The organism is Streptomyces liangshanensis, assembly GCF_011694815.1.
Lineage (GTDB): Bacteria > Actinomycetota > Actinomycetes > Streptomycetales > Streptomycetaceae > Streptomyces > Streptomyces liangshanensis.
Genome location: NZ_CP050177.1, coordinates 6,272,208 through 6,290,853 on the forward strand (window position 1 = coordinate 6,272,208; position 18,646 = coordinate 6,290,853).

General features: G+C 72.3%; 13 protein-coding genes. 8 read left to right on the plus strand and 5 right to left on the minus strand.

From position 1 onward, the window contains the following. Window positions 1–11: 11 nt before the first annotated feature. From fsxC to HA039_RS27300, 4 genes are all read left to right on the plus strand, one after another. On the plus strand, window positions 12–1,343 hold the full coding sequence (gene fsxC, locus HA039_RS27285) for an FxsC protein (protein WP_167033997.1): 1,332 nt from the start codon (window positions 12–14) through the stop codon (window positions 1,341–1,343). Continuing rightward, the gene (gene fxsT, locus HA039_RS27290; protein WP_167033998.1) at window positions 1,327–5,274 is read left to right on the plus strand and encodes an FxSxx-COOH system tetratricopeptide repeat protein; all 3,948 of its coding nucleotides are present in this window, start codon (window positions 1,327–1,329) and stop codon (window positions 5,272–5,274) included. Before fsxC ends, fxsT begins: the two co-directional genes overlap by 17 nt. A 143-nt stretch (window positions 5,275–5,417) precedes the next feature. Continuing rightward, the gene (locus HA039_RS27295) at window positions 5,418–6,389 is read left to right on the plus strand and encodes an SGNH/GDSL hydrolase family protein (protein ID WP_208298722.1); all 972 of its coding nucleotides are present in this window, start codon (window positions 5,418–5,420) and stop codon (window positions 6,387–6,389) included. A gap of 148 nt (window positions 6,390–6,537) precedes the next feature. Beyond that, complete coding sequence (locus HA039_RS27300) at window positions 6,538–6,909, plus strand: FKBP-type peptidyl-prolyl cis-trans isomerase (RefSeq protein WP_167033999.1); 372 nt, start codon at window positions 6,538–6,540, stop codon at window positions 6,907–6,909. Window positions 6,910–6,969: 60 nt separating this feature from the next. On the opposite strand, the gene HA039_RS27305 is transcribed toward HA039_RS27300, so the two are convergent. From HA039_RS27305 to HA039_RS27310, 3 genes are all read right to left on the minus strand, one after another. Next, on the minus strand, window positions 6,970–7,407 hold the full coding sequence (locus tag HA039_RS27305; RefSeq protein ID WP_167034000.1) for an acyl-CoA thioesterase: 438 nt from the start codon (window positions 7,405–7,407) through the stop codon (window positions 6,970–6,972). Window positions 7,408–7,492: 85 nt separating this feature from the next. Then, window positions 7,493–7,615 (minus strand): hypothetical protein, encoded by a 123-nt coding sequence (locus HA039_RS34455; RefSeq protein WP_279592866.1) that lies wholly within the window; start codon window positions 7,613–7,615, stop codon window positions 7,493–7,495. A 35-nt stretch (window positions 7,616–7,650) separates the two neighbouring features. Further along, window positions 7,651–8,517 (minus strand): alpha/beta fold hydrolase, encoded by an 867-nt coding sequence (locus HA039_RS27310; RefSeq protein ID WP_167034001.1) that lies wholly within the window; start codon window positions 8,515–8,517, stop codon window positions 7,651–7,653. Window positions 8,518–8,971: 454 nt separating this feature from the next. Here HA039_RS27310 and HA039_RS27315 point away from each other — a divergent pair, with 454 nt between their 5' ends. Then, window positions 8,972–10,054 (plus strand): S1 family peptidase, encoded by a 1,083-nt coding sequence (locus HA039_RS27315; RefSeq protein ID WP_167037709.1) that lies wholly within the window; start codon window positions 8,972–8,974, stop codon window positions 10,052–10,054. 15 nt (window positions 10,055–10,069) lie between these two features. Here the strand turns inward: HA039_RS27315 and HA039_RS27320 are convergent, their stop codons facing one another. Beyond that, window positions 10,070–11,167 (minus strand): ABC transporter permease, encoded by a 1,098-nt coding sequence (locus tag HA039_RS27320; RefSeq protein ID WP_167034002.1) that lies wholly within the window; start codon window positions 11,165–11,167, stop codon window positions 10,070–10,072. Between the two features lie 152 nt (window positions 11,168–11,319). Here HA039_RS27320 and HA039_RS27325 point away from each other — a divergent pair, with 152 nt between their 5' ends. The 3 genes from HA039_RS27325 to HA039_RS27335 all read left to right on the plus strand — a co-directional run bounded on the left by HA039_RS27325 (window position 11,320) and on the right by HA039_RS27335 (window position 16,983). After that, window positions 11,320–14,919: a DNA polymerase III subunit alpha gene (locus tag HA039_RS27325; protein ID WP_167034003.1), complete on the plus strand. Its 3,600-nt coding sequence runs from the start codon at window positions 11,320–11,322 to the stop codon at window positions 14,917–14,919. Next, window positions 14,916–15,881, plus strand: a complete 966-nt coding sequence (locus tag HA039_RS27330) for a DNA polymerase Y family protein (RefSeq protein WP_167034004.1) — start codon at window positions 14,916–14,918, stop codon at window positions 15,879–15,881. Before HA039_RS27325 ends, HA039_RS27330 begins: the two co-directional genes overlap by 4 nt. 154 nt (window positions 15,882–16,035) lie before the next feature. After that, window positions 16,036–16,983: an esterase/lipase family protein gene (locus HA039_RS27335; RefSeq protein WP_167034005.1), complete on the plus strand. Its 948-nt coding sequence runs from the start codon at window positions 16,036–16,038 to the stop codon at window positions 16,981–16,983. Between the two features lie 109 nt (window positions 16,984–17,092). Here HA039_RS27335 and HA039_RS27340 read toward each other — a convergent pair whose 3' ends face one another. Then, complete coding sequence (locus HA039_RS27340) at window positions 17,093–18,223, minus strand: lytic polysaccharide monooxygenase (RefSeq protein WP_167034006.1); 1,131 nt, start codon at window positions 18,221–18,223, stop codon at window positions 17,093–17,095. Window positions 18,224–18,646 lie beyond the last annotated feature (423 nt).

Here is an 18,646-nt window from a genome sequence, read left to right on the forward strand (position 1 = left end):
ACGGGGGTCGTGTGCAGGCGTCACCGCAGCAGCGAGCGGCTGACCATCGGCCGTATTTCTTTCTGAGTTACGCACACACACCGAGGGACGGGGCGGGAGGCCCGGACCCGGACATGTGGGTCGAGCGGCTCTTCCGGGATCTGTGCGGCCATGTGCTGGCCATGACCGACCTGCCGGCGGGAGCGCCGCCGGGCTTCATCGACCGGGAGATACGGTCCGGCGAGGGCTGGTCGGAACGGCTCGGTGAAGTCCTCTCCACCTGCCGGGTGTTCGTTCCGCTGTTCTCGCCGCGTTACTTCGCCAGCGAGATGTGCGGCAAGGAGTGGTACGCGTTCGCGCAGCGTGTCATCTATCAGCAGGCGAAGAGCAACAATCCGTCGGACGCGATCGTGCCGGCCCTGTGGGTGCCGGTGCCGCCGCAGCAACTCCCGGGCCCTGCCGAGCGGTTGCAGTTCAACCACCGCGACTTCGGGGACCGTTACGTCACCGACGGGCTCTACGGCCTGATCAAACTCCGGATATTCGCCGAGGAGTACGAGCGGGCGGTCTACGAACTCGCCAAACGCATCGTCAGTGTCGCCGACACCGCGGCCGTCGGCCCCGGCCGGCCCCTCGACTACCGCCAGGTGCCCAGTGCGTTCGGGGTCAACGGCGGCCCGCGCCCCATGCAGGTCACGGTGGCCGCGCCGACCCGCCACGACCTGCCCGAGGGGCGGACCCCGCACTACTACGGCGGCACGGCCCAGGACTGGAATCCGTACCACCCCGACTCCGTCAGGCCGTTGGCGTACGTCGCCAGGGATCTGGTGCGCTCCCTGAACTACCAGGCGGACATCATGTCCTTCGACGACGTCGCCGTACCGCACGACGGCAAACAGGCGCCCACCCGGCCGGAGATCCTGCTCGTGGACCGGTGGGCGCTGCACGACGAGGAACAGCGCGAGCGGCTCGCCGCGTTCGACGCCGAGCACCGGCCCTGGGTGAGCGTCGTCGTGCCGTGGAACCGCGAGGACCAGCAGAGCCGGGCGGCCGAGACGGAGCTCGGCGAACAACTGGAACGGACCATGCCCAGGAAGATGGGCCAGGGCCGGGCCGCCTGCCGGGCCGCCGCCAAGGGCGTGCCCAGCATGGAGGCGTTCGGGCAGATCCTGCCGCAGGTCGTCGAGGCGGCCGCCCAGCAGTACCTGAGACACGCGGCGGTCTACCCGCCCGCCGGCGGCAGTCACACCGAACGGCCGCGGCTGCGCGGCCCGATGGCCGCCGAGTACGCGACGACGCACTACATACCCGAGACGCACGACCTGGCGCCCGATGCGGAGGACACGGATGACAGAACGTCGTGACGGACGCATCGTCACCTTCTACTCTTACAAGGGCGGCACGGGCCGCACCATGGCCCTGGCCAACACCGCCTGGATCCTCGCCGCCAACGGAAAGCGCGTCCTGGCGGTCGACTGGGACCTGGAGGCACCCGGCCTGCACCGGTTCTTCCACCCCTTCCTCGACCCGTCCACCCTCGGTGCCACCACCGGGGTCATCGACCTCATCACCGAGTACGCGTGGGCCGCGACCAGCCCCGTGGAGCGGTCCGACGACTGGCACCGCGACTACGCGCGCATCCAGCCGCACGCCGTCTCCCTCACCCCGGAGAACCTCGGCTGGGAGTTCCCGGCCGGCGGCACCCTCGACTTCGTCTCCGCCGGGAAGCAGAACCGCGAGTACTCGGCGACCGTCTCCACCTTCGACTGGGACAACTTCTACGACCGGCTCGGCGGCGGCCACTTCTTCGACGCGCTGCGCGACGACATGAAGGCCCACTACGACTACGTCCTCATCGACAGCAGGACCGGTCTGAGCGACATCGCCGACATCTGCACCGTCCACCTGCCCGACGTCCTCGTCGACTGCTTCACCCTCAGCGACCAGTCCATCGACGGCGCCGCCGCCGTCGCCCGCCAGATCGACGAGCGGTACGGCGGCCGGGGCATCAAGATCTTCCCCGTGCCGATGCGGATCGACGAGGGCGAGAAGGAGAAGGCCGACGCGGGGCGCGCCCTGGCCCGGCTCAAGTTCGACCGGTTCCCCGGCGGGCTCTCCGGGGAGGAACTCACCGCCTACTGGGGCGCGGTGGAGATCCCGTACCGCCCCTACTACGCCTACGAGGAGACCCTCGCGACCTTCGGCGACGAGGCCGGGCTGAGCAACTCGCTGCTCTCCGCCTTCGAGCGGGTCACCGCCTACGTCACCGAGGGCGCCGTCACCGCGATGCCCTCGGTCGGGGAGGAGGCGAGGCTGCGCATCAGGGACGCCTTCACCCGCCGCCGGCCCTCGCTGCCCGCCGACCTGTTCCTCAGCTACGTCGCCGAGAACCGGATGTGGGCCGACTGGGTCGAATCGGTCCTCACCCGGGCCGGGTTCCGGGTCGTGCCCCGGGACGTCTCCGCCGACCCGGACGCCGCCGGGACCGGCAAGGGCACCGCCACGACCGCCGAGACGGCGGCCCGTACCGTCGTGCTGCTGTCCACCGCCTACCTCAAGTCCGCGCGGGCCGTGGAGGTGTGGACCCGCGCCGCGTCCGAGGACCCCGGGGGCGGGCGGCGGCAGCTGGTGCCGCTGCGGGTCGGGGACGTACGGCTCACCACGCCGTACATCGACCGCAACCCCGTCGACCTCTACCGGCTGGACGAGGTCCACGCCACGACCGCCCTGCTGCGGGCGCTGGAGCGGCCCGTCCAGCTCACCGACGCGGTGGCGCCGGGCCCGCGCTTCCCCGGCACCGTCCCCAAGATCTGGAACGCCCCCGCCCGCAACCCCGGCTTCACCGGGCGCTCCCTCGTCCTGGAGCGGATGCGCGACCAACTGGGCGGCGGCATGGCCGTGGTGCTGCCCCAGCCGCAGACCCTGTACGGGCTCGGCGGCATCGGCAAGACGCAGGTCGCCCTGGAGTACGTGCACCGCTTCATGGCCGACTACGACCTGGTCTGGTGGATCTCCTCCGAGCAGGTCGCGGACGTGGTCGCGGGCCTCGCCGAACTCGCCGTACGGCTCGGGGCCCAGGGCGGCGAGGACATGGCGGCCGCCTCGCAGGAGGCCGTCGACCTGCTGCGGCGCGGCGTACCGTCCTCGCGGTGGCTGCTGGTCTTCGACAACGCCGACGACCCCGAACTGCTCAAGCGCTTCTTCCCGTCGGGCGGTCCCGGGCACGTGCTGGTGACCTCGCGCAACCAGACCTGGTCGCAGTACGGCGACGCGCTGCCCGTCGACGTGTTCCTGCGGGAGGAGTCCGTCGAGCACCTCCAGCGGCGCGCGCCCGGACTGAGCGCGGTGGACGCCGACAAGGTCGCCACCGCCGTCGGGGACCTGCCCCTCGCTGTCGAACAGGCCGCCGCCTGGATCGCGGAGACGGCCACCCCCGTCGCCGACTACCTGGAGCAACTGGCCCAGCAGGCGCCCAGCGTGCTGGCGCTCAACCAGCCCGTCGGCTACCCGGAACCGGTCGCCGCCACCTGGAACATCTCCATCCAGCGGCTCAAGGAGCGTTCGCCGGCGGCGGTACGGCTGCTCCAGCTCTGCGCCTTCTTCGCCCCCGAGCCGATCTCCGCCAACCTCCTCTACAGCAAGGAGATGATCGAGGCGCTCAAGCCGTACGACGCCTCGCTCCAGGAGACGCTGGTGCTCGGCCGGGTCATCCGGGAGATCGGCCGGTTCGCGCTGGCCAAGGTCGACCAGGTCGGCAACAGCATCCAGGTGCACCGGCTGGTCCAGGCGATCATCAAGGCCCAGCTCACCGAGGAGGAGCAGCAGGACGCCCGGCACGCCGTCCACCGGATCCTGGCGGGCGCCAGGCCCGACGACGACGAGCCGATCGACAACCCCGGCACCTGGGAGCGGTTCAACACCATCTGGCCGCACCTCGTGCCGTCGGACGCCGCCCGGTGCCGGAAGCCGGAGACCCGCCGGCTGATGATCGACCGGGTGCGCTACCTCTGGAAGCGCGGCGACCTGCCGGCCGCCTTCGAACTCGCCAACGACCTGCGGGACGTGTGGCGGGACAAGCTCGGCAACGACGACCTCCAGTACCTCTACCTGCGGTTCCACCTCTCCAACATCCTGCGCTCGCAAGGGCGTTACGTGGAGGCGCGGGAGCTGGACGAGGAGACCCTGGCCCGTCAGCGCGTGGTGCTGGGGGCGACCCATCCGCACACGTACATGACCACCAGCGGACTCGCCATGGACCTCGGCACGCTCGGCGAGTACGGCAAGGCGATGGAGCTGGCGACGGAGGCGCACGAAGGGTTCAGCTCGATCTTCCACGAGTCGCACCCCCGGACGCTCGCCGCCGCCAACAACCTGGCCCTGAACCTGCGGATGGTCGGATACTTCTCCCGGGCGCGGGAGTTGGACCAGGACGTCTTCGACCGGCGCACCGAGGTGCTCGGCCCGGTGCACCCGTACACCCTCTCCTCCGCCGCCAGCCTCGGGCGGGACCTGCGGGAGATCGGGCGGTACGAGGACTCGGCCGCGCTGCTCAGCCGGACGTACGCCACGCTCAAGGAGCAGATGGGGCAGGCGTTCCCGGGCACCCTCGTCGCGGCCAAGAGCCTCGCCGTGTCGCTGCGCAGGGCGGGCCGCCTGGAGGACGCGCGGCGGCTGACCACGGCCACCCGCAACCGCTACCGCGCCAAGTACGGCACGGAGGTCAACCCGGACTCGCTGGCCTGCGACCTGAACCTGGCCGCCGACCACTTCTCGGCCGGGGAGCCGGTGGCGGCCAGGGACCTGGCGCAGGAGGTCGTGGACCAGTACATGAAGGTGCCGGGGGAGCGGCACCCGTACACCCTCGCCGCGATCAACAACCTCGGTATCTACCACTGGGGTTGCGGGGCGCCCGAGCTGGCGGAGCAACTGCTCCAGGGCGCGCTGCGGGCCATGCGGGAGGTGCTGGGGGACGAGCATCCGCACACGCTCTTCTGCACCGTCAACCTCGCCAACGCCAAGGCGGACCTGGGGGAGTTGGACGAGGCGCTGGCCATCGAGCGGGCCGCCGTCACCGGGCTGCGCACGGCGCTGGGCGCACACCACCCGGAGGTGCTCGCCGTCATCTCCAACCTCTGCGTGTCGCTGGGCGCCTCGGGCCGCAAGGACGAGGCGGCGCCGATCCGCGCGGAGACGGTGGAGGAGCTGACCCAACTGCTCGGAGAGGACCACGCACTGACCCGCCTGGCACGCGACGAACGCAGAATGCACCGCGACCTGGAGCCCCTGGTGGTGTAGAGGCCCCTCTTCCGGCCCGCCGGAAGGGCTCCGGCTCTTCCGGCGGGCCGGGAGCGGCGCGCACTCTCGGTAGTTGATCTTCTACTCGGAGTGACTAGGCTTTTGGGTGAAGGCATCACCGACACCCCACAGTTGGAGTATTCGTGGCAAAGCCCCGCGTCCGCCTGGCCCTGCTCGGTTCGGCGGCGGTGCTCACCGCAGGCACCCTCGCACCCGCCCAGTTCGTCGGCGCGCAGCCCGCCGCCGCGGCGTCCTACGAGTGGGTCGCCCTGGGTGACTCGTACACCGCCGGGGTCATCCAGGCGGCCGGTGACGTCTTCGAGATCCCCCGGGACGGCTGCGAGCGCACCGACCGCTCCTACCCGCAGGTCATCGACCGGGACCTCGGCTCGCTCATCGAACTGACCAACGTCAGCTGCGGCGCGGCCACGATCGAGGACGTCACCTTCCGGGCCCAGGAGCCGATCGGCCGCAATGTGCCGGGCCTTCCCCAGGACCCCGACTACCCCTTCCCGCCGGTCCCGCCCCAGTCCGAGGCCGTGCGCGCGGGCACTGACGTGATCACCGTCGGCGCGGGCGGCAACACCCTCGGCTTCGCCGACATCCTGGTCAAGTGCCTGGAGCTGGGTTCGGGCAGCGGTGGTGTGGGCACCCCGTGCAAGGACGACCTCGCCGACAGCGTCCCCGGCCGGCTCGCCACGGTCGGCAAGGACTACGACGAGATGCTCGCCAAGCTCCACGAGCGGGCCCCGCGGTCCAGGATCCTGGCCGTCGGCTACCCCACGGTCATCCCCCAGGACACCTCCAAGTGCCAGTACAACAACCTGCGCCAGTTCCTCTCCATCACCTCCGGAGACCTGGACTGGCTGCGCGACGACGTCCTGGAGCCGCTCAACAAGACCATCGAGAAGTCGGCCGGCACCCAGGACTCCGCCACCTTCGTCGACCTGTACGACTCCTCCCGGGACCACAGCGTCTGCGACACGGGCAAGTGGGTCGAGGGCGTCTTCGACAGCGACGACCGGCCGGCGCTCGTCCACCCCAACGCCCGGGGACACCACAACGCCGCCGACCGGATCACCCCGGCCATCCTCGGCGCCCTCGACCCGAGCTGACCCGCACGCGGCGTACAGGAGCCCGACCGTTCGATTCCGGGCGCGGTGGGGGGATGGGGCTTCGCTAAAGTGATCACTCGCACGCATGGAGTGGCCATGCGGGTGAACCGCCCCGCCGGAGATCCCGGAGGGAAGGAACGAGGTTGAAGTGAGCCTGTCGAAGCCCGAGATCGACTTCCCCGTCGGCGACGCCCCCACCGAGCTCCAGATCGAGGACATCGTGGTGGGAGACGGCACCGAGGCCAAGCCCGGCGCCACGGTCGAGGTCCACTACGTGGGGGTCACCTTCGAGACCGGGGAGGAGTTCGACGCCTCCTGGAACCGCGGCCAGACCTTCCGCTTCCCGCTGGGGGGCGGCAGGGTCATCAAGGGCTGGGACCAGGGCGTCGCGGGGATGAAGGTCGGTGGCCGGCGCAAGCTCACCATCCCCTCCCACCTCGCGTACGGCAACCAGTCCCCCTCCCCGCTGATCCCCGCCGGATCGACGCTCATCTTCGTCGTGGACCTGCTCGGCGTCTGAGCCGCCGGCCCCCGATGGGCGTCCCGCCGCGGTGGTGGCGGGACGCCGTGCGTTCGGGTCCTAGCCGTTCACCCCGGCGAGGACCCGGTCCGTGGGGAGGGTGTCAGGGACGAGGTAGCGGGCGTACCAGCCGCGCTCCTCGGGCGACATGACGCTGCGGCTTCCGGTGGGGTCGAAGCGGACGTAGCGCGCGCGTACGGTGGCGTGCTCCCCGCGGTCCGAGGAGATGGTGGTGGCGAGGGTCAGGCTGGCCCTCCCGACCTTCTCCGCCCGCAGGGTCAGCCGGACCTCGGCCAACGTCCAGGGCAGCGGCTTGCTGAAGCCGGCCTGGACGTTCGCGGTCCCCCAGTAGGTCTGGATGCCGAGTTCGTCCCGCAGGGCCCACACCCACTCGATCGCGGTGTCCTCCGCGTACTGGATGATCGACAGATTGTGCACGTTGCCGTAGATGTCCGCGTCGCTCATCCGGATGGGCCGCCGGGTCGTGAACGTTTCCATGAGTGTCCTGAATCAGAGAAGGGAAGTGTCCGCGGGGGGACATGACGGGCCGCCCCGGGCCGGTGGTCCTGCGATCGGCGGCCGGTCAGCGGCCGGCCGGGGTGTGTACCGCTTCTCCCGCGAGGGCCTGGGCGGTGCGGTCGGTGACGGTGCCGTTCGAGCGGTCGCCGGCGCCGGTCGGTGCGCCGTGCATGATCATCTTTCTCATGCCCGGACAACGACCGTCGCCCGGACAGGGCACGGTCAGTCGTCGAGCAGCCAGGTGAGGGTACGGGGCAGGGCGTGCAGCGCGGCGAAGTGCGCGGCCGCCGGCTCCAGCACGGTGGTCACGTCCGGGATGCGCTCCGCGAGCCAGCGGGTGTGGCCGACCGGCGAGAAGACGTCCTGCTCGCCGTGCCACAGCAGCACGGGCCCCTGGATGTCGGCGGGGTCGAAGCCCCACGGGCTGCAGAAGGCGAGGGCGTCGTCGATCCAGCCGTACGCCGAAGTCCGCAACGCCTCCTGGTAGTTGCGCAGCAGCATCATCCTGAGCCCCACGTCGGAGACCACCCGCCGGTCGGAGTCGGTCAGCTCCCTGCGCAGGTCGTCCAGCAGCCGCACCGGGTCCTTCCTGATCGCGTCGGCGCGCGGGGTGAGCCGGGCCGCCACCCCGTCGGGGTCCACGGACGCGGTGGTGTACTCCAGGACGTTCGAGGCGGCCATGCCCTCGAACCAGTCGAGCCCGGCCGCGTCCCGCGGCGCGAGGGTGACCAGCGCGGCCGTACGGGTCACCCGGTCGGGCAGCAGCGCGGCGCAGGCCAGCGCGTGCGGAGCGCCGCCCGACCGGCCCACGACGGCGAACCGCTCCAGGCCGAGGGCGTCGGCGATCGTCGTCACGTCCTGGGCCACGTCGGCGACGCTGCGCCCCTGGAGCCGGTCCGAACCCCCGTACCCCGGCCGGTCGAAGGCGATCAGCTGCATCCCCCGCTGGTACAGGACCAGGCCGCGGGGGGCCGGGCCCAGCCTGCTGCCCGGCGTGCCGTGCAGCAGGAAGATCGGCCTGCCGTGCGGGTCGCCCAACCGCTCGACCATCAGATGCCGCCCGTCCGCCCCGCGCACGCGACGTCGCAACCCCCCGCCCCTTCCTCGTGAAGGCCCTTCTCCCACAGCACGGCCGGCACGGCCCGCACGGCGCGCGCCGGCAGGGCCTGTACAAGCACCGTGTTCCTGCATTCCCCGCCGGTGTGCTGATCACCCATCAGGGCGGGCCGGGCGGCCGGTTCACGCCGATTGTCCCGGGGGAGCCGTGGGACCCCTGGGACGGATGTGAGCGGGGGGCGTCGATTTCAGGACAGGACTAGTCCTTACCGCCTGCTGCACGGGCGGTCGCACCGGGTGTTCGCATACGGAACCATTCCCGCCCAACCCCGGATGGCCGAGAGGCCCGGGGCCGTTCGGCTGGCCGTGAGCGCGTCCTGAACTCGGCCTTGTGTGCTACTCGCCGGTCTCGGAATAGTGGGCGCCTCATCCCCGTGCCAGGACACCCCACATGCTCCGGCACGGTTCCCCCCACAGGAGGTCGATGGTGCAGCACCGGCGCATTTCGAAGAAGCGGGCGACGCTGGCAGGTGGTGCGGCGATCGCGGTGGTGGCGGCCGGCCTCACCTTCCGGACTGCGAACGCCAGTGAAGGAACGGCTCCTCCCACCCCGAAGTCCCTGACCGCCGCGGCGGCCGGAAACCTCGCGTCGACGCTTGACGACAGCCTGGGCGGCGACACGGCCGGCTCGTACTACGACGCCAGGACCAAGGTGTTGGTGGTCAACGTGGTCGACGAGCGGGCGGCCGAGAAGGTCCGGGAGGCCGGCGGCCGGGCGAGACTGGTCGGGAACACCCTGGGCGAGCTGAAGGCCGCGGCGGGGACCCTCGCCGACCGGGCGTCCCTCCCCGGCACGTCCTGGGCGGTCGACCCGGTGACCAACAAGGTCGCCGTCGCGGCCGACAGCACGGTCGTGGGCGCCGCCTGGGACCAGCTCGACGGTGTCGTGAAGGACCTGGGGGACAAGGCGCAACTGACCAGGGTGCCGGGGGAGTTCAAGCCCTTCCTCTCGGGCGGTGACGCGATCACGGGCAGCGGCGGACGCTGCTCGCTCGGCTTCAACGTGGTCAAGGACGGCCAGCCGTTCTTCCTGACGGCGGGGCACTGCACGGAGGCCATCCAGAGCTGGTCCGACGCGCGGGGCAACCCGGTCGGGGCCAACGCGGGCTCCAGCTTCCCCGGCAACGACTACGGCCTGGTGAAGTACGCCGCCGGGGTCGCCCACCCCAGCGAGGTCAACCTCTACAACGGCGCCGCGCAGGCGATCACCGGGGCGGGCGCGGCGACGGTCGGCCAGCAGGTGACCAGGAGCGGGTCCACCACCCAGGTGCACACCGGTCAGGTCACCGGGCTCGACGCCACCGTGAACTACGGCAACGGCGACATCGTCAACGGGCTCATCAGGACCACGGTCTGCGCGGAGCCGGGCGACAGCGGCGGCTCGCTGTTCGCGGGCTCCACCGCGCTCGGGCTGACCTCGGGCGGCAGCGGCGACTGCTCGGCGGGCGGGACGACGTTCTTCCAGCCGGTGCCGGAGGCGCTCGCGGCGTTCGGGGCGCAGATCGGCTGATCGGCTGGATTGACCTCACGCGCCGGACGGGCCCGCATCGGCCCCGTCCGGCGCGTGCGGCGTTCCCGGGGCGTGCGGCGTTCCCGGGGTGGTGGCCGCCTCGCTCCCGTCGTCTCTCCCGCCCCTCCCGCGCAGCGAGGACATGAGCAGCAGGAGCAGGGTGCCGCCGACCGCCCAGGCGGAGAGCACGATCAGCCGTACGGCGATCGCGTTGCCGTGGAAGTACGCGATCGAGCGGGCGACCCAGGTGGCGGAGCCCGGCGGCAGCGCGGGCCCGATCGAACGCCAGAAGTCCGGCAGCAGCGGGATCGGGACGGCGCCGCCCGCGCTCGGGTTGCCGGCGATGACGATCAGCAGGATCGCCACGCCGATGCCGACGATGCCGAAGACCGACTGGAGGGCCAGGGTGGCCGCGCCGACCGCGAAGACGGTGAGTGCGCCGAGCCCCCACAGCCCGAACAGGCTGCCCGGCAGCGCGGACAGGATCGGCCCGGCGATCACCGCGCCGAGCAGGCCGCCGACGATCGCGTACCCCGCCATGACGAGCAGCCGGATCGCCGCCCTGGCGCGGTTGGCCGGCCGGGCCCCGGCGCTGATCGCGAGGGCGCCCGCGCACAGGTAGCCGCCGACGCACCAGCCGACCACCAGGTAGAACGCGGACAGCCCGTGGGCGTCGTGCGAGGAGGCGGGCGCCACGTCGTCCAGCCGGAGACCGCGCCGCTGCTGCTGTTCGATCTGGTCGAAGATGTTCACCAGCACACCGGTCTCGGTCGAGCCCTGGCCCGAGGCGACCAGCAGGGTGTCGGTGGTGCCCCGGGCGTCGACGATCAGCGCCGCGTCGATGTCGCGGTTCAGCATCTGGTGGCGCGCGGTCCCCTCGTCGGGGAGTGTGCGCGGGGAGAGAGGCTTGCCCGGCAGCTGTTCGAGATCGGCCGCCAGCTGTCCGGCGAGCTGCCCCGGCGCGACGACGCCGATCTTCACGTCCGTGGGCTTCGGGCTGTGCAGCGCCCCTACGTAGGACGCGATGAAGAGCAGCTGGAGGCCCAGCACGCCGACGATGAGCAGGGCGGCTCTCGGCGTGACCGCCGTCTTCACCTCGTCCAGGAAAGTCATGCCCCTCACGGTCCGGGGGCCGGGGTGTCCTCGCAGGTGGGAGGGGGCCGAATGGTCGAGAGAACGCTAATCGTACGCACGTTCGAAACTTGGTCTATGGTGGGGACGGGGGAGGTGAGAACGGTGAGAACGGACGGAGCCAGGAGGTGCGGATGCCCGGGTTCACGCATCTGCGCACCGTCTCCGGGTTCTCCCTGCGGTACGGGGCCTCGCACCCGGAGCGGCTGGCCGAGCGCGCGGCCGCGCGCGGCATGGACGCCCTCGCGCTGACCGACCGCGACAGCCTCGCGGGCACGGTCCGCTTCGCCAAGGCGTGCGCCGAGGAGGGGATCCGCCCGCTGTTCGGGGTGGAGCTGGCGGTGGAGGAAGGCGGCCGGGCGGGGGGCGGTGCGGCCGGGCGGGTGCGTGCGGGAGGGGGCGGCGGCGCTGTCGAGCGGGGACGTGCGTCGGTGGGTTCCGGTGGTGTCGGGTCGGGGCGTACCGGGGCGGCCGGTGGTGAGTGGGGTCGTACGGCGGACGCCGGCGGGGCCGCGCGCCGGCGCGTGCCCGTGCGGGGCGGGGCCTTCGTCGACGAGTCCGCGCCCCGCGCGGTCTTCCTCGCCCGGGACGGCGCGGCCGGCTGGGCCGACCTGTGCCGGCTCGTCTCCACCGCGCACGCCGCCGGGGAGGACAGCCCCCTGCTGCCCTGGGGGGACAACCACGGCGACGGGCTGACCGTGCTCCTCGGGCCCGGCTCCGAGACCGGCCGGGCCCTCGCGGCGGGCCGCCCCGACCGGGCCGCGCGGCTCCTCGCGCCCTGGCGCGAGATCTACGGGGACGCGCTGCGCCTGGAGGTCGTGCACCACGGCCGTACGGGCACCGGGCCCGGATCGCTGCGGCACGCCGCCCGCACGCTCGGGTTCGCCACCGAGCAGGGGGTACGAGCCGTCCTCAGCAACGCCGTGCGCTACGCCGACCCCGGGCAGGGGCCCGTCGCCGACGTGCTCGACTCGGCCCGCAGGCTGATGCCCATCGACCCGCGCGGCACCCTCGACAGCGGGGAGCGCTGGCTCAAGGGGCCGGACGCGATGGTCCGTACCGCCGAGCTGGTCGCCGAGGCCGCCGGATTCCGGCGGGACATCGCCCACCGGCTGCTCGCCCTGACCGAGGAGACCGCCGCGAGCTGCGTGGTCGACCCCGAGGACGACCTCGGCATCGGCACCGTCCACTTCCCCGAGCCCCGGCTGGTCGGCGCCGACCGCCGCAGCGCCTCGCGGGTGCTGCGCTCCCGCGCCGCCGCCGGGATGGTGCTGCGCGGCTACGACCGGCGCGGTGACCACCGGGAGTACTGGGACCGGATGGACGACGAGCTGCGCACCATTGACCGACTGGGCTTCGCCTCCTACTTCCTGACGGTGGCTCAGGTCGTGTCCGACGTGAAGGGCATGGGGGTCAGGGTCACCGCGCGGGGCTCGGGCGCGGGGTCCCTGGTCAACCACCTGCTGGGCATCGCCCACGCGGACCCGGTCGCGCACGGCCTGCTGATGGAACGTTTCCTCTCCACGCGCAGGGAAGGACTCCCCGACATCGACATCGACGTCGAGTCCGCGCGGCGGCTGGAGGTCTACCGCGCGATCCTCGACCGGTTCGGCCCCGAGCGGGTCGCGGCCGTCGCCATGCCGGAGACGTACCGGGTGCGCCATGCCGTACGGGACGTGGGCGCGGCCCTCTCCATGGACCCCGCCGAGATCGACCGGATCGCCAAGTCCTTCCCCCACATCCGGGCCAGGGACGCCCGCGCCGCCCTGGAGGAACTGCCCGAACTGCGCGCGCTCGCCGGGGAGTCGGAGCGGGGAGGCGCGAAGTACACCCGGCTGTGGGACCTGGTGGAGGCGCTGGACGCGCTGCCGCGCGGGATCGCCATGCACCCGTGCGGGGTGCTCCTCTCGGACGCCTCGCTGCTGCGCCGCACCCCGGTGGTGCCGACCAGCGGCGAGCACTTCCCCATGTCCCAGTTCGACAAGGAGGACGTCGAACGGCTGGGGCTGCTCAAACTCGACGTGCTGGGCGTACGGATGCAGTCGGCGATGGCGCACGCCGTCACGGAGATCGCGCGCGCCACGGGCGAGGACCTGGACCTGGACGATCCGGCGCAGGTCCCGGAGGGCGACCCGGAGACGTACCGGCTGATCCGCTCCGCCGAGACCCTGGGCTGCTTCCAGATCGAATCGCCGGGGCAGCGCGACCTGGTCGGCCGGCTCCAGCCCGCGACCTTCCACGACCTGGTGGTCGACATCTCGCTCTTCCGGCCGGGACCGGTGGCGGCCGACATGGTGCGCCCGTTCATCGAGGCCCGGCACGGCCGGGCGCCGGTCCGCTACCCGCACGCCGACCTGGAGGAGGCGTTGAGCGAGACGTACGGGGTGGTCGTCTTCCACGAACAGATCATCCGGATGGTCGACATCATGACGGGCTGCGGCAAGGAGGAGGCGGACAAGGTGCGCAGGGGGCTGTCCGACCCGGAGTCGCAGGGCAGGATCCGGGCCTGGTTCGAGCGGCGGACGCGGGAGCGGGGGTACGCGCCCGACGTGACCGCGCGCACCTGGGAGATCATCGAGGCGTTCGGCTCGTACGGCTTCTGCAAGGCGCACGCGGTCGCGTTCGCCGTACCGACCTACCAGTCGGCGTGGCTCAAGGCGCACCACCCGGCCGCCTTCTACGCCGGACTGCTCACCCACGACCCGGGGATGTACCCGAAGAGGCTGCTGCTGGCGGACGCGCGGCGGCGGGGGGTGCCGGTGCTGCCGCTGGACGTGAACCGGTCGGCCGTCACCCATCACATCGAACTGGTGTCCGATGGGGCCGCGCGGCCGGGGACCTGGGGGCTGCGGCTGGCGCTCTCCGACGTCCACGGCATCAGCGAGGCGGAGGCGGCACGGATCGAGGCGGGGCAGCCGTACTCCTCGCTGCTGGACTTCTGGCAGCGGGCCCGGCCGGGCCGCCCGGTGGCCGAACGGCTCGCGCAGGTCGGCGCGTTGGACGCCTTCGGCGCCAACCGCCGGGACCTGCTGCTGCACCTGTTCGAACTGCACGGCGCCCAGCGCGGAGCGGGGTCCCGCGGTGACCAACTCCCGCTCGGCGGAGGGCAGCGGACCGCTCCCGTCGGACTGCCCGACCTGGGCGACGCGGAGCGCCTGAGCGCCGAGTTGGGCGTGCTCGGCATGGACGCCTCCCGCCATCTGATGGAGGACCACTACGCGTTCCTCAAGGAGCTCGGCGCGTTCTCCGCCAAACGCCTGCGGGACGTGCCCCACGGCGCGACCGTCCTGGTGGCGGGGGCCAAGGTGGCGACCCAGACCCCGCCGATCCGCTCCGGCAAGCGGGTCATCTTCACCACGCTGGACGACGGGACGGGCCTGGTCGACCTGGCCTTCTTCGACGACAGCCACGAGGCGTGCGCGCACACGGTGTTCCACTCCTGGCTGCTGCTGGTACGGGGGGTGGTGCAGCGGCGCGGGGCGCGGAGCCTGAGCGTGGTGGGGGCGGCGGCGTGGAACCTGGCGGAGCTGGTGGAGCTGCGGAAGGAGGGCGGCCTGGAGGCGGTCGCGGCGGCACTGGACGCGCCCGCGCCTGCTCCGTCCGGGGACAACGGCCGGCGGATCAGGCTGCCCACCGGCTACGAGATGAACCCGTGGTCCGACCTCCGGCCGCCCGGCGAAGGCCTGCCCACCGGGCGGAAGTTGTGGCACTCCAGCCCGGGGAGCGCGGGATGATCCTCTGCGTACGCCTGCCGCGCGGCGCCGAACCGGCCCTGCCCGCGCTGCTCGGGCTGATCGAGGACATCAGCCCGGTGGTCCAGGTGCTGCCACCCGCCGCCGCGCTCGTCGACGTGCGCGGCGCCGAACGGTACTTCGGCCTCGACGCGGCCGGGATCGCCGCCGTCCTGCGGGTACGGGCGCTCGCGCACCTCGGGACCGGCTGTGCGATCGGGGTGGCCCCCACCCCGATGCTGGCCCGGATGGCCGCCCACGAGGCCGCGCCGGGCACGACGTACGTGGTGCCCGACGACGAACGCGCGGTGGAACGGTTCCTGGCCCCGGGCCCGGTGGGCGCGCTGCCCGGCATCGGCGCGGCGACGGCCCGCGCGCTGCGGGCGTACGGCCTCGACACCATCGGCGCGGCCGCCGCCGTACCGCTCCCGACGCTCCAGCGGCTCATCGGGGTGCGCCTGGGGCGCGAGGTGTACGAGAAGGCGCACGGCATCGACCGTACGCCGGTCGTCCCGAACGCCGCCGCGCGCTCGATCGCGGCCGAACGGACCTTCGCGCTGGACGAGTTGCACCAGGAGCGGCAGCGGCGCGCGCTGCTCTCGATCACGGAGGAGCTGGGGGCGGGGATGCGGGGGGCGGGCCAGGTGTGCGGCGCCCTGACCCTCACCGTGCGGTACGCGGACCGGTCCGCGACCGTCCGTACGCGCGCGCTGCGTGAGCCGACCGCGCACTCCCCGGCGCTCGCCGCGGCCGTGTACCGGATCCATGGGTCGCTCGGACTGCAACGGGCGCGTGTGCGGGCTCTTTCCGTACGGGCCGAGGGACTGGTCCCGGCGGACGGGGCCGCCCGCCAGCTGACGTTCGACCCGGCCGACGAACGGGCGCGGCGGATCGAGGCGGTGGCCGACCAGGTCCGGGCGAAGTTCGGCGCGGGAGTGTTGCTGCCCGGATCGCTGGCCGCCTGAGGCTAAAGTGAAGCGCGTCACATTTTACCGACGCGTAACTTCCCTTCTGCTTTCTACTCGTGCGTAACTTGCAGGAGAACAGCCAACCTTGTGGTCCGGGCCATATGGGCTGACAGACATCGCCTTTTCCCTTGAGCCGCAAGGAGATCGCCCGATGCTGCCCTCGAACGATCCGGACGGACGGTCCTGGAAGCGCGTGCCGGTGTTGCTGGCCGCGTTGCTGGCCGCCCTGACGATCGCCGTGACCCCGGCCGCCGCGACCACGATCGACACCCCCACCCGCGTCACCGCCGCCGCTTCCCCCGCCTCCGCCCCGGCTTCCGCCGCCTCGGCCGCCGCCGTGAGCAGGGGGTGGAACAACTACTCCTGCAAGCCCTCGGCGGCACACCCCCGCCCCGTCGTCCTCGTCCACGGCACCTTCGGGAACGCCGTCGACAACTGGCTCGGCCTCGCGCCGTACCTGGTCGACCGGGGGTACTGCGTCTTCTCGCTCGACTACGGCCAACTCCCCGGCGTCCCGCTGTTCTACGGGCTCGGCCCCATCGACGCCTCGGCCGCCCAGCTCGCCACGTACGTCGACAAGGTCCTCGCCGCGACCGGCGCGCCGAAGGCGGACCTCGTCGGGCACTCGCAGGGCGGGATGATGCCGCGTCACTACCTGAAGTTCCTGGGCGGGGCGGCGAAGGTGAACGCCCTCGTCGGGATCGCCCCCGACAACCACGGCACCACCCTGCTCGGGCTCACCCGCCTCCTGCCCTACTTCCCCGGCGCGGAGGCCCTGTTGAGCGAGGCGACCCCCGGGCTCGCCGACCAGGTGGCCGGGTCCGCCTTCCTGAACCGGCTCAACGAGGGCGGTGACACCGTCCCCGGGGTGCGCTACACCGTCATCGCCACGCGGTACGACCAGGTGGTCACCCCGTACCGCTCCCAGTTCCTCACCGGCCCCGGGGTGCGCAACGTGCTGCTCCAGGACCTGTGCCCGCTCGACCTCTCCGACCACGTCGCCATCGGGCTCCTCGACCGGATCGCCTTCCACGAGGTCGCCAACGCGCTGGACCCCGGCCGGGCGACACCGACCACCTGCGCGTCGGTGATCGGCTGACACCCAGGACGCACCCGCGTCACCCGGGGGCGTACGGCTCCGGACAGCGGTGTGGCCCCGGTGCGACGAGCGTTCGTCGCACCGGGGCCACACCCATGGTCACGCGTGCTCAGCGGCCGTGGCGGCCCGAGGCCACGGCCCGGCGGCGGACCGTGCCGAACATCACCGCGGCGCCGATGGCCAGCGCCGCCGTGCCACCGATCGCGAAGTACGGGGTGGTGCCGTCGGCGCCCGTCTCGGCGAGGTTCTCCTCGCTGCCGGTGGGTTGCGCGGCGGCGGTGTCGGCGCCGTCCGTGGCGGTCGTGGCGTCGGGGGCGGCGGCGGAGGTGGCCGAGTCGCCTGATTCCGGGGCCTGTTCGGCCGGGGCGGCGGCGTTCTTGGCCTCGGGGTAGTTGGCGTCGTCGTCGTCCGCCGCCTCGTCCGCCGGGGGCTGCGCCGCGCCCGTGGCCGTACCGGCGCCGGTTCCGCTTCCGCTGCCCGGACCGGTGGAGGCGTCCTGGTCACCGTGCCCGTTGTGCTCGATGGTGGACTTGCCGGTGCCCTCGGCGACTTCCTGCTCGGTGGGCGCGGACGGGGCGGGTACGGCTCCGTCGACCGTGCCGTTGTCCTTGCCGAACACCACGTCGGAGCAGGTGTAGAAGGCCTCGGGGCTGTCCGAGCGCTGCCAGATCGAGTAGATCAGGTGACGGCCCGTCTTCTTCGGCACGATCCCCGTGAACACGTAGTCGCCGTTCACCAGCTTCGGGTCGGTCACCTTGAGGAACGGCTTCGCCTCCAGGTCCGACCACTTGAGCGGCGCGGCCGGGTCGTACCCGTCCTTCGTGACGTACAGCTCGAAGGAACCCCGGTGCGGCGCGGTGCCCTTGTAGCGGAAGGTGCGGTTGCCCGCCGTCATCGGGGACGACGGCCAGTCGGCGCGCGCCAGGTCGAGCCCCTTGAACTTGTCGTTGCCCGCGCTGCACAGCTTGCCGTCCGGGATCAACTGCCGTGACTTGCCGGCCGCGTTGGCGATGTTCACGCCGTTCCAGTCGTACAGCGCCTGGGTCCCCCCGATGGCCACCGCCGCCTTGCACGCCTCCGACTTGGGGCTCTCAGGACCTTCGGCGAAGCACGCGGCCACCCGGCTGACCGGGTCCGTCATCGAACCGTGCGCGGCGGCCGGGCCGGCGGCGAGAGCGGCCAGCGCGAGGGGAGCGACGCCGAGGACGACGATCCCGGTGGCCGTACGACGAGCGGTCATGAAGTGGTTCTCCTTCTGAGCGGCACCAGCTGCGGGAGCTGTACAGGCGAACAGTGCGGAGCGGGGGAGGCGCCGGCGGACGAAGCAACCTCCCGATGCCCCGCCTTCCGGTGCCGACCCCGCTCCGGCGCTCAGCAAACTAGCCGCTCCCGAGCCCCGGATCCGCCGTCACCAGGGGGCGGAGCCGATCCTTATGCCTCCGTTAAGGAAGACCTAAGAAGCCCCTGAGGAAACCGCCGCGGGCCCGGGCGCACCACCGCGCGGGCCTCCGGGGCGAGTTGGCGGATCGGCTCGTCCTTCTGTCCTTTGCCAGGGGAAAGTTCCTTCCCGCCGACGCCGCGAATCGTGACCCCACCCTTCTCAACTTTCACGTGAGTCACAACGAAGCGCGTGGGCAGTGCCTTTGAACCTCCCTGGCCCCAC

Excerpts from the sequence above, each read along its gene's own strand:
- fxsT (WP_167033998.1), top strand. The coding sequence starts at position 1,327 with ATGACAGAACGTCGTGACGGACGCATCGTCACCTTCTACTCTTACAAG.
- HA039_RS27305 (WP_167034000.1), bottom strand. The coding sequence starts at position 7,407 with ATGGAAACGTTCACGACCCGGCGGCCCATCCGGATGAGCGACGCGGAC.
- HA039_RS34455 (WP_279592866.1), bottom strand. The coding sequence starts at position 7,615 with ATGAGAAAGATGATCATGCACGGCGCACCGACCGGCGCCGGCGACCGC.
- HA039_RS27320 (WP_167034002.1), bottom strand. The coding sequence starts at position 11,167 with ATGACTTTCCTGGACGAGGTGAAGACGGCGGTCACGCCGAGAGCCGCC.
- HA039_RS27325 (WP_167034003.1), top strand. The coding sequence starts at position 11,320 with ATGCCCGGGTTCACGCATCTGCGCACCGTCTCCGGGTTCTCCCTGCGG.
- HA039_RS27330 (WP_167034004.1), top strand. The coding sequence starts at position 14,916 with ATGATCCTCTGCGTACGCCTGCCGCGCGGCGCCGAACCGGCCCTGCCC.
- HA039_RS27335 (WP_167034005.1), top strand. The coding sequence starts at position 16,036 with ATGCTGCCCTCGAACGATCCGGACGGACGGTCCTGGAAGCGCGTGCCG.
- HA039_RS27340 (WP_167034006.1), bottom strand. The coding sequence starts at position 18,223 with ATGACCGCTCGTCGTACGGCCACCGGGATCGTCGTCCTCGGCGTCGCT.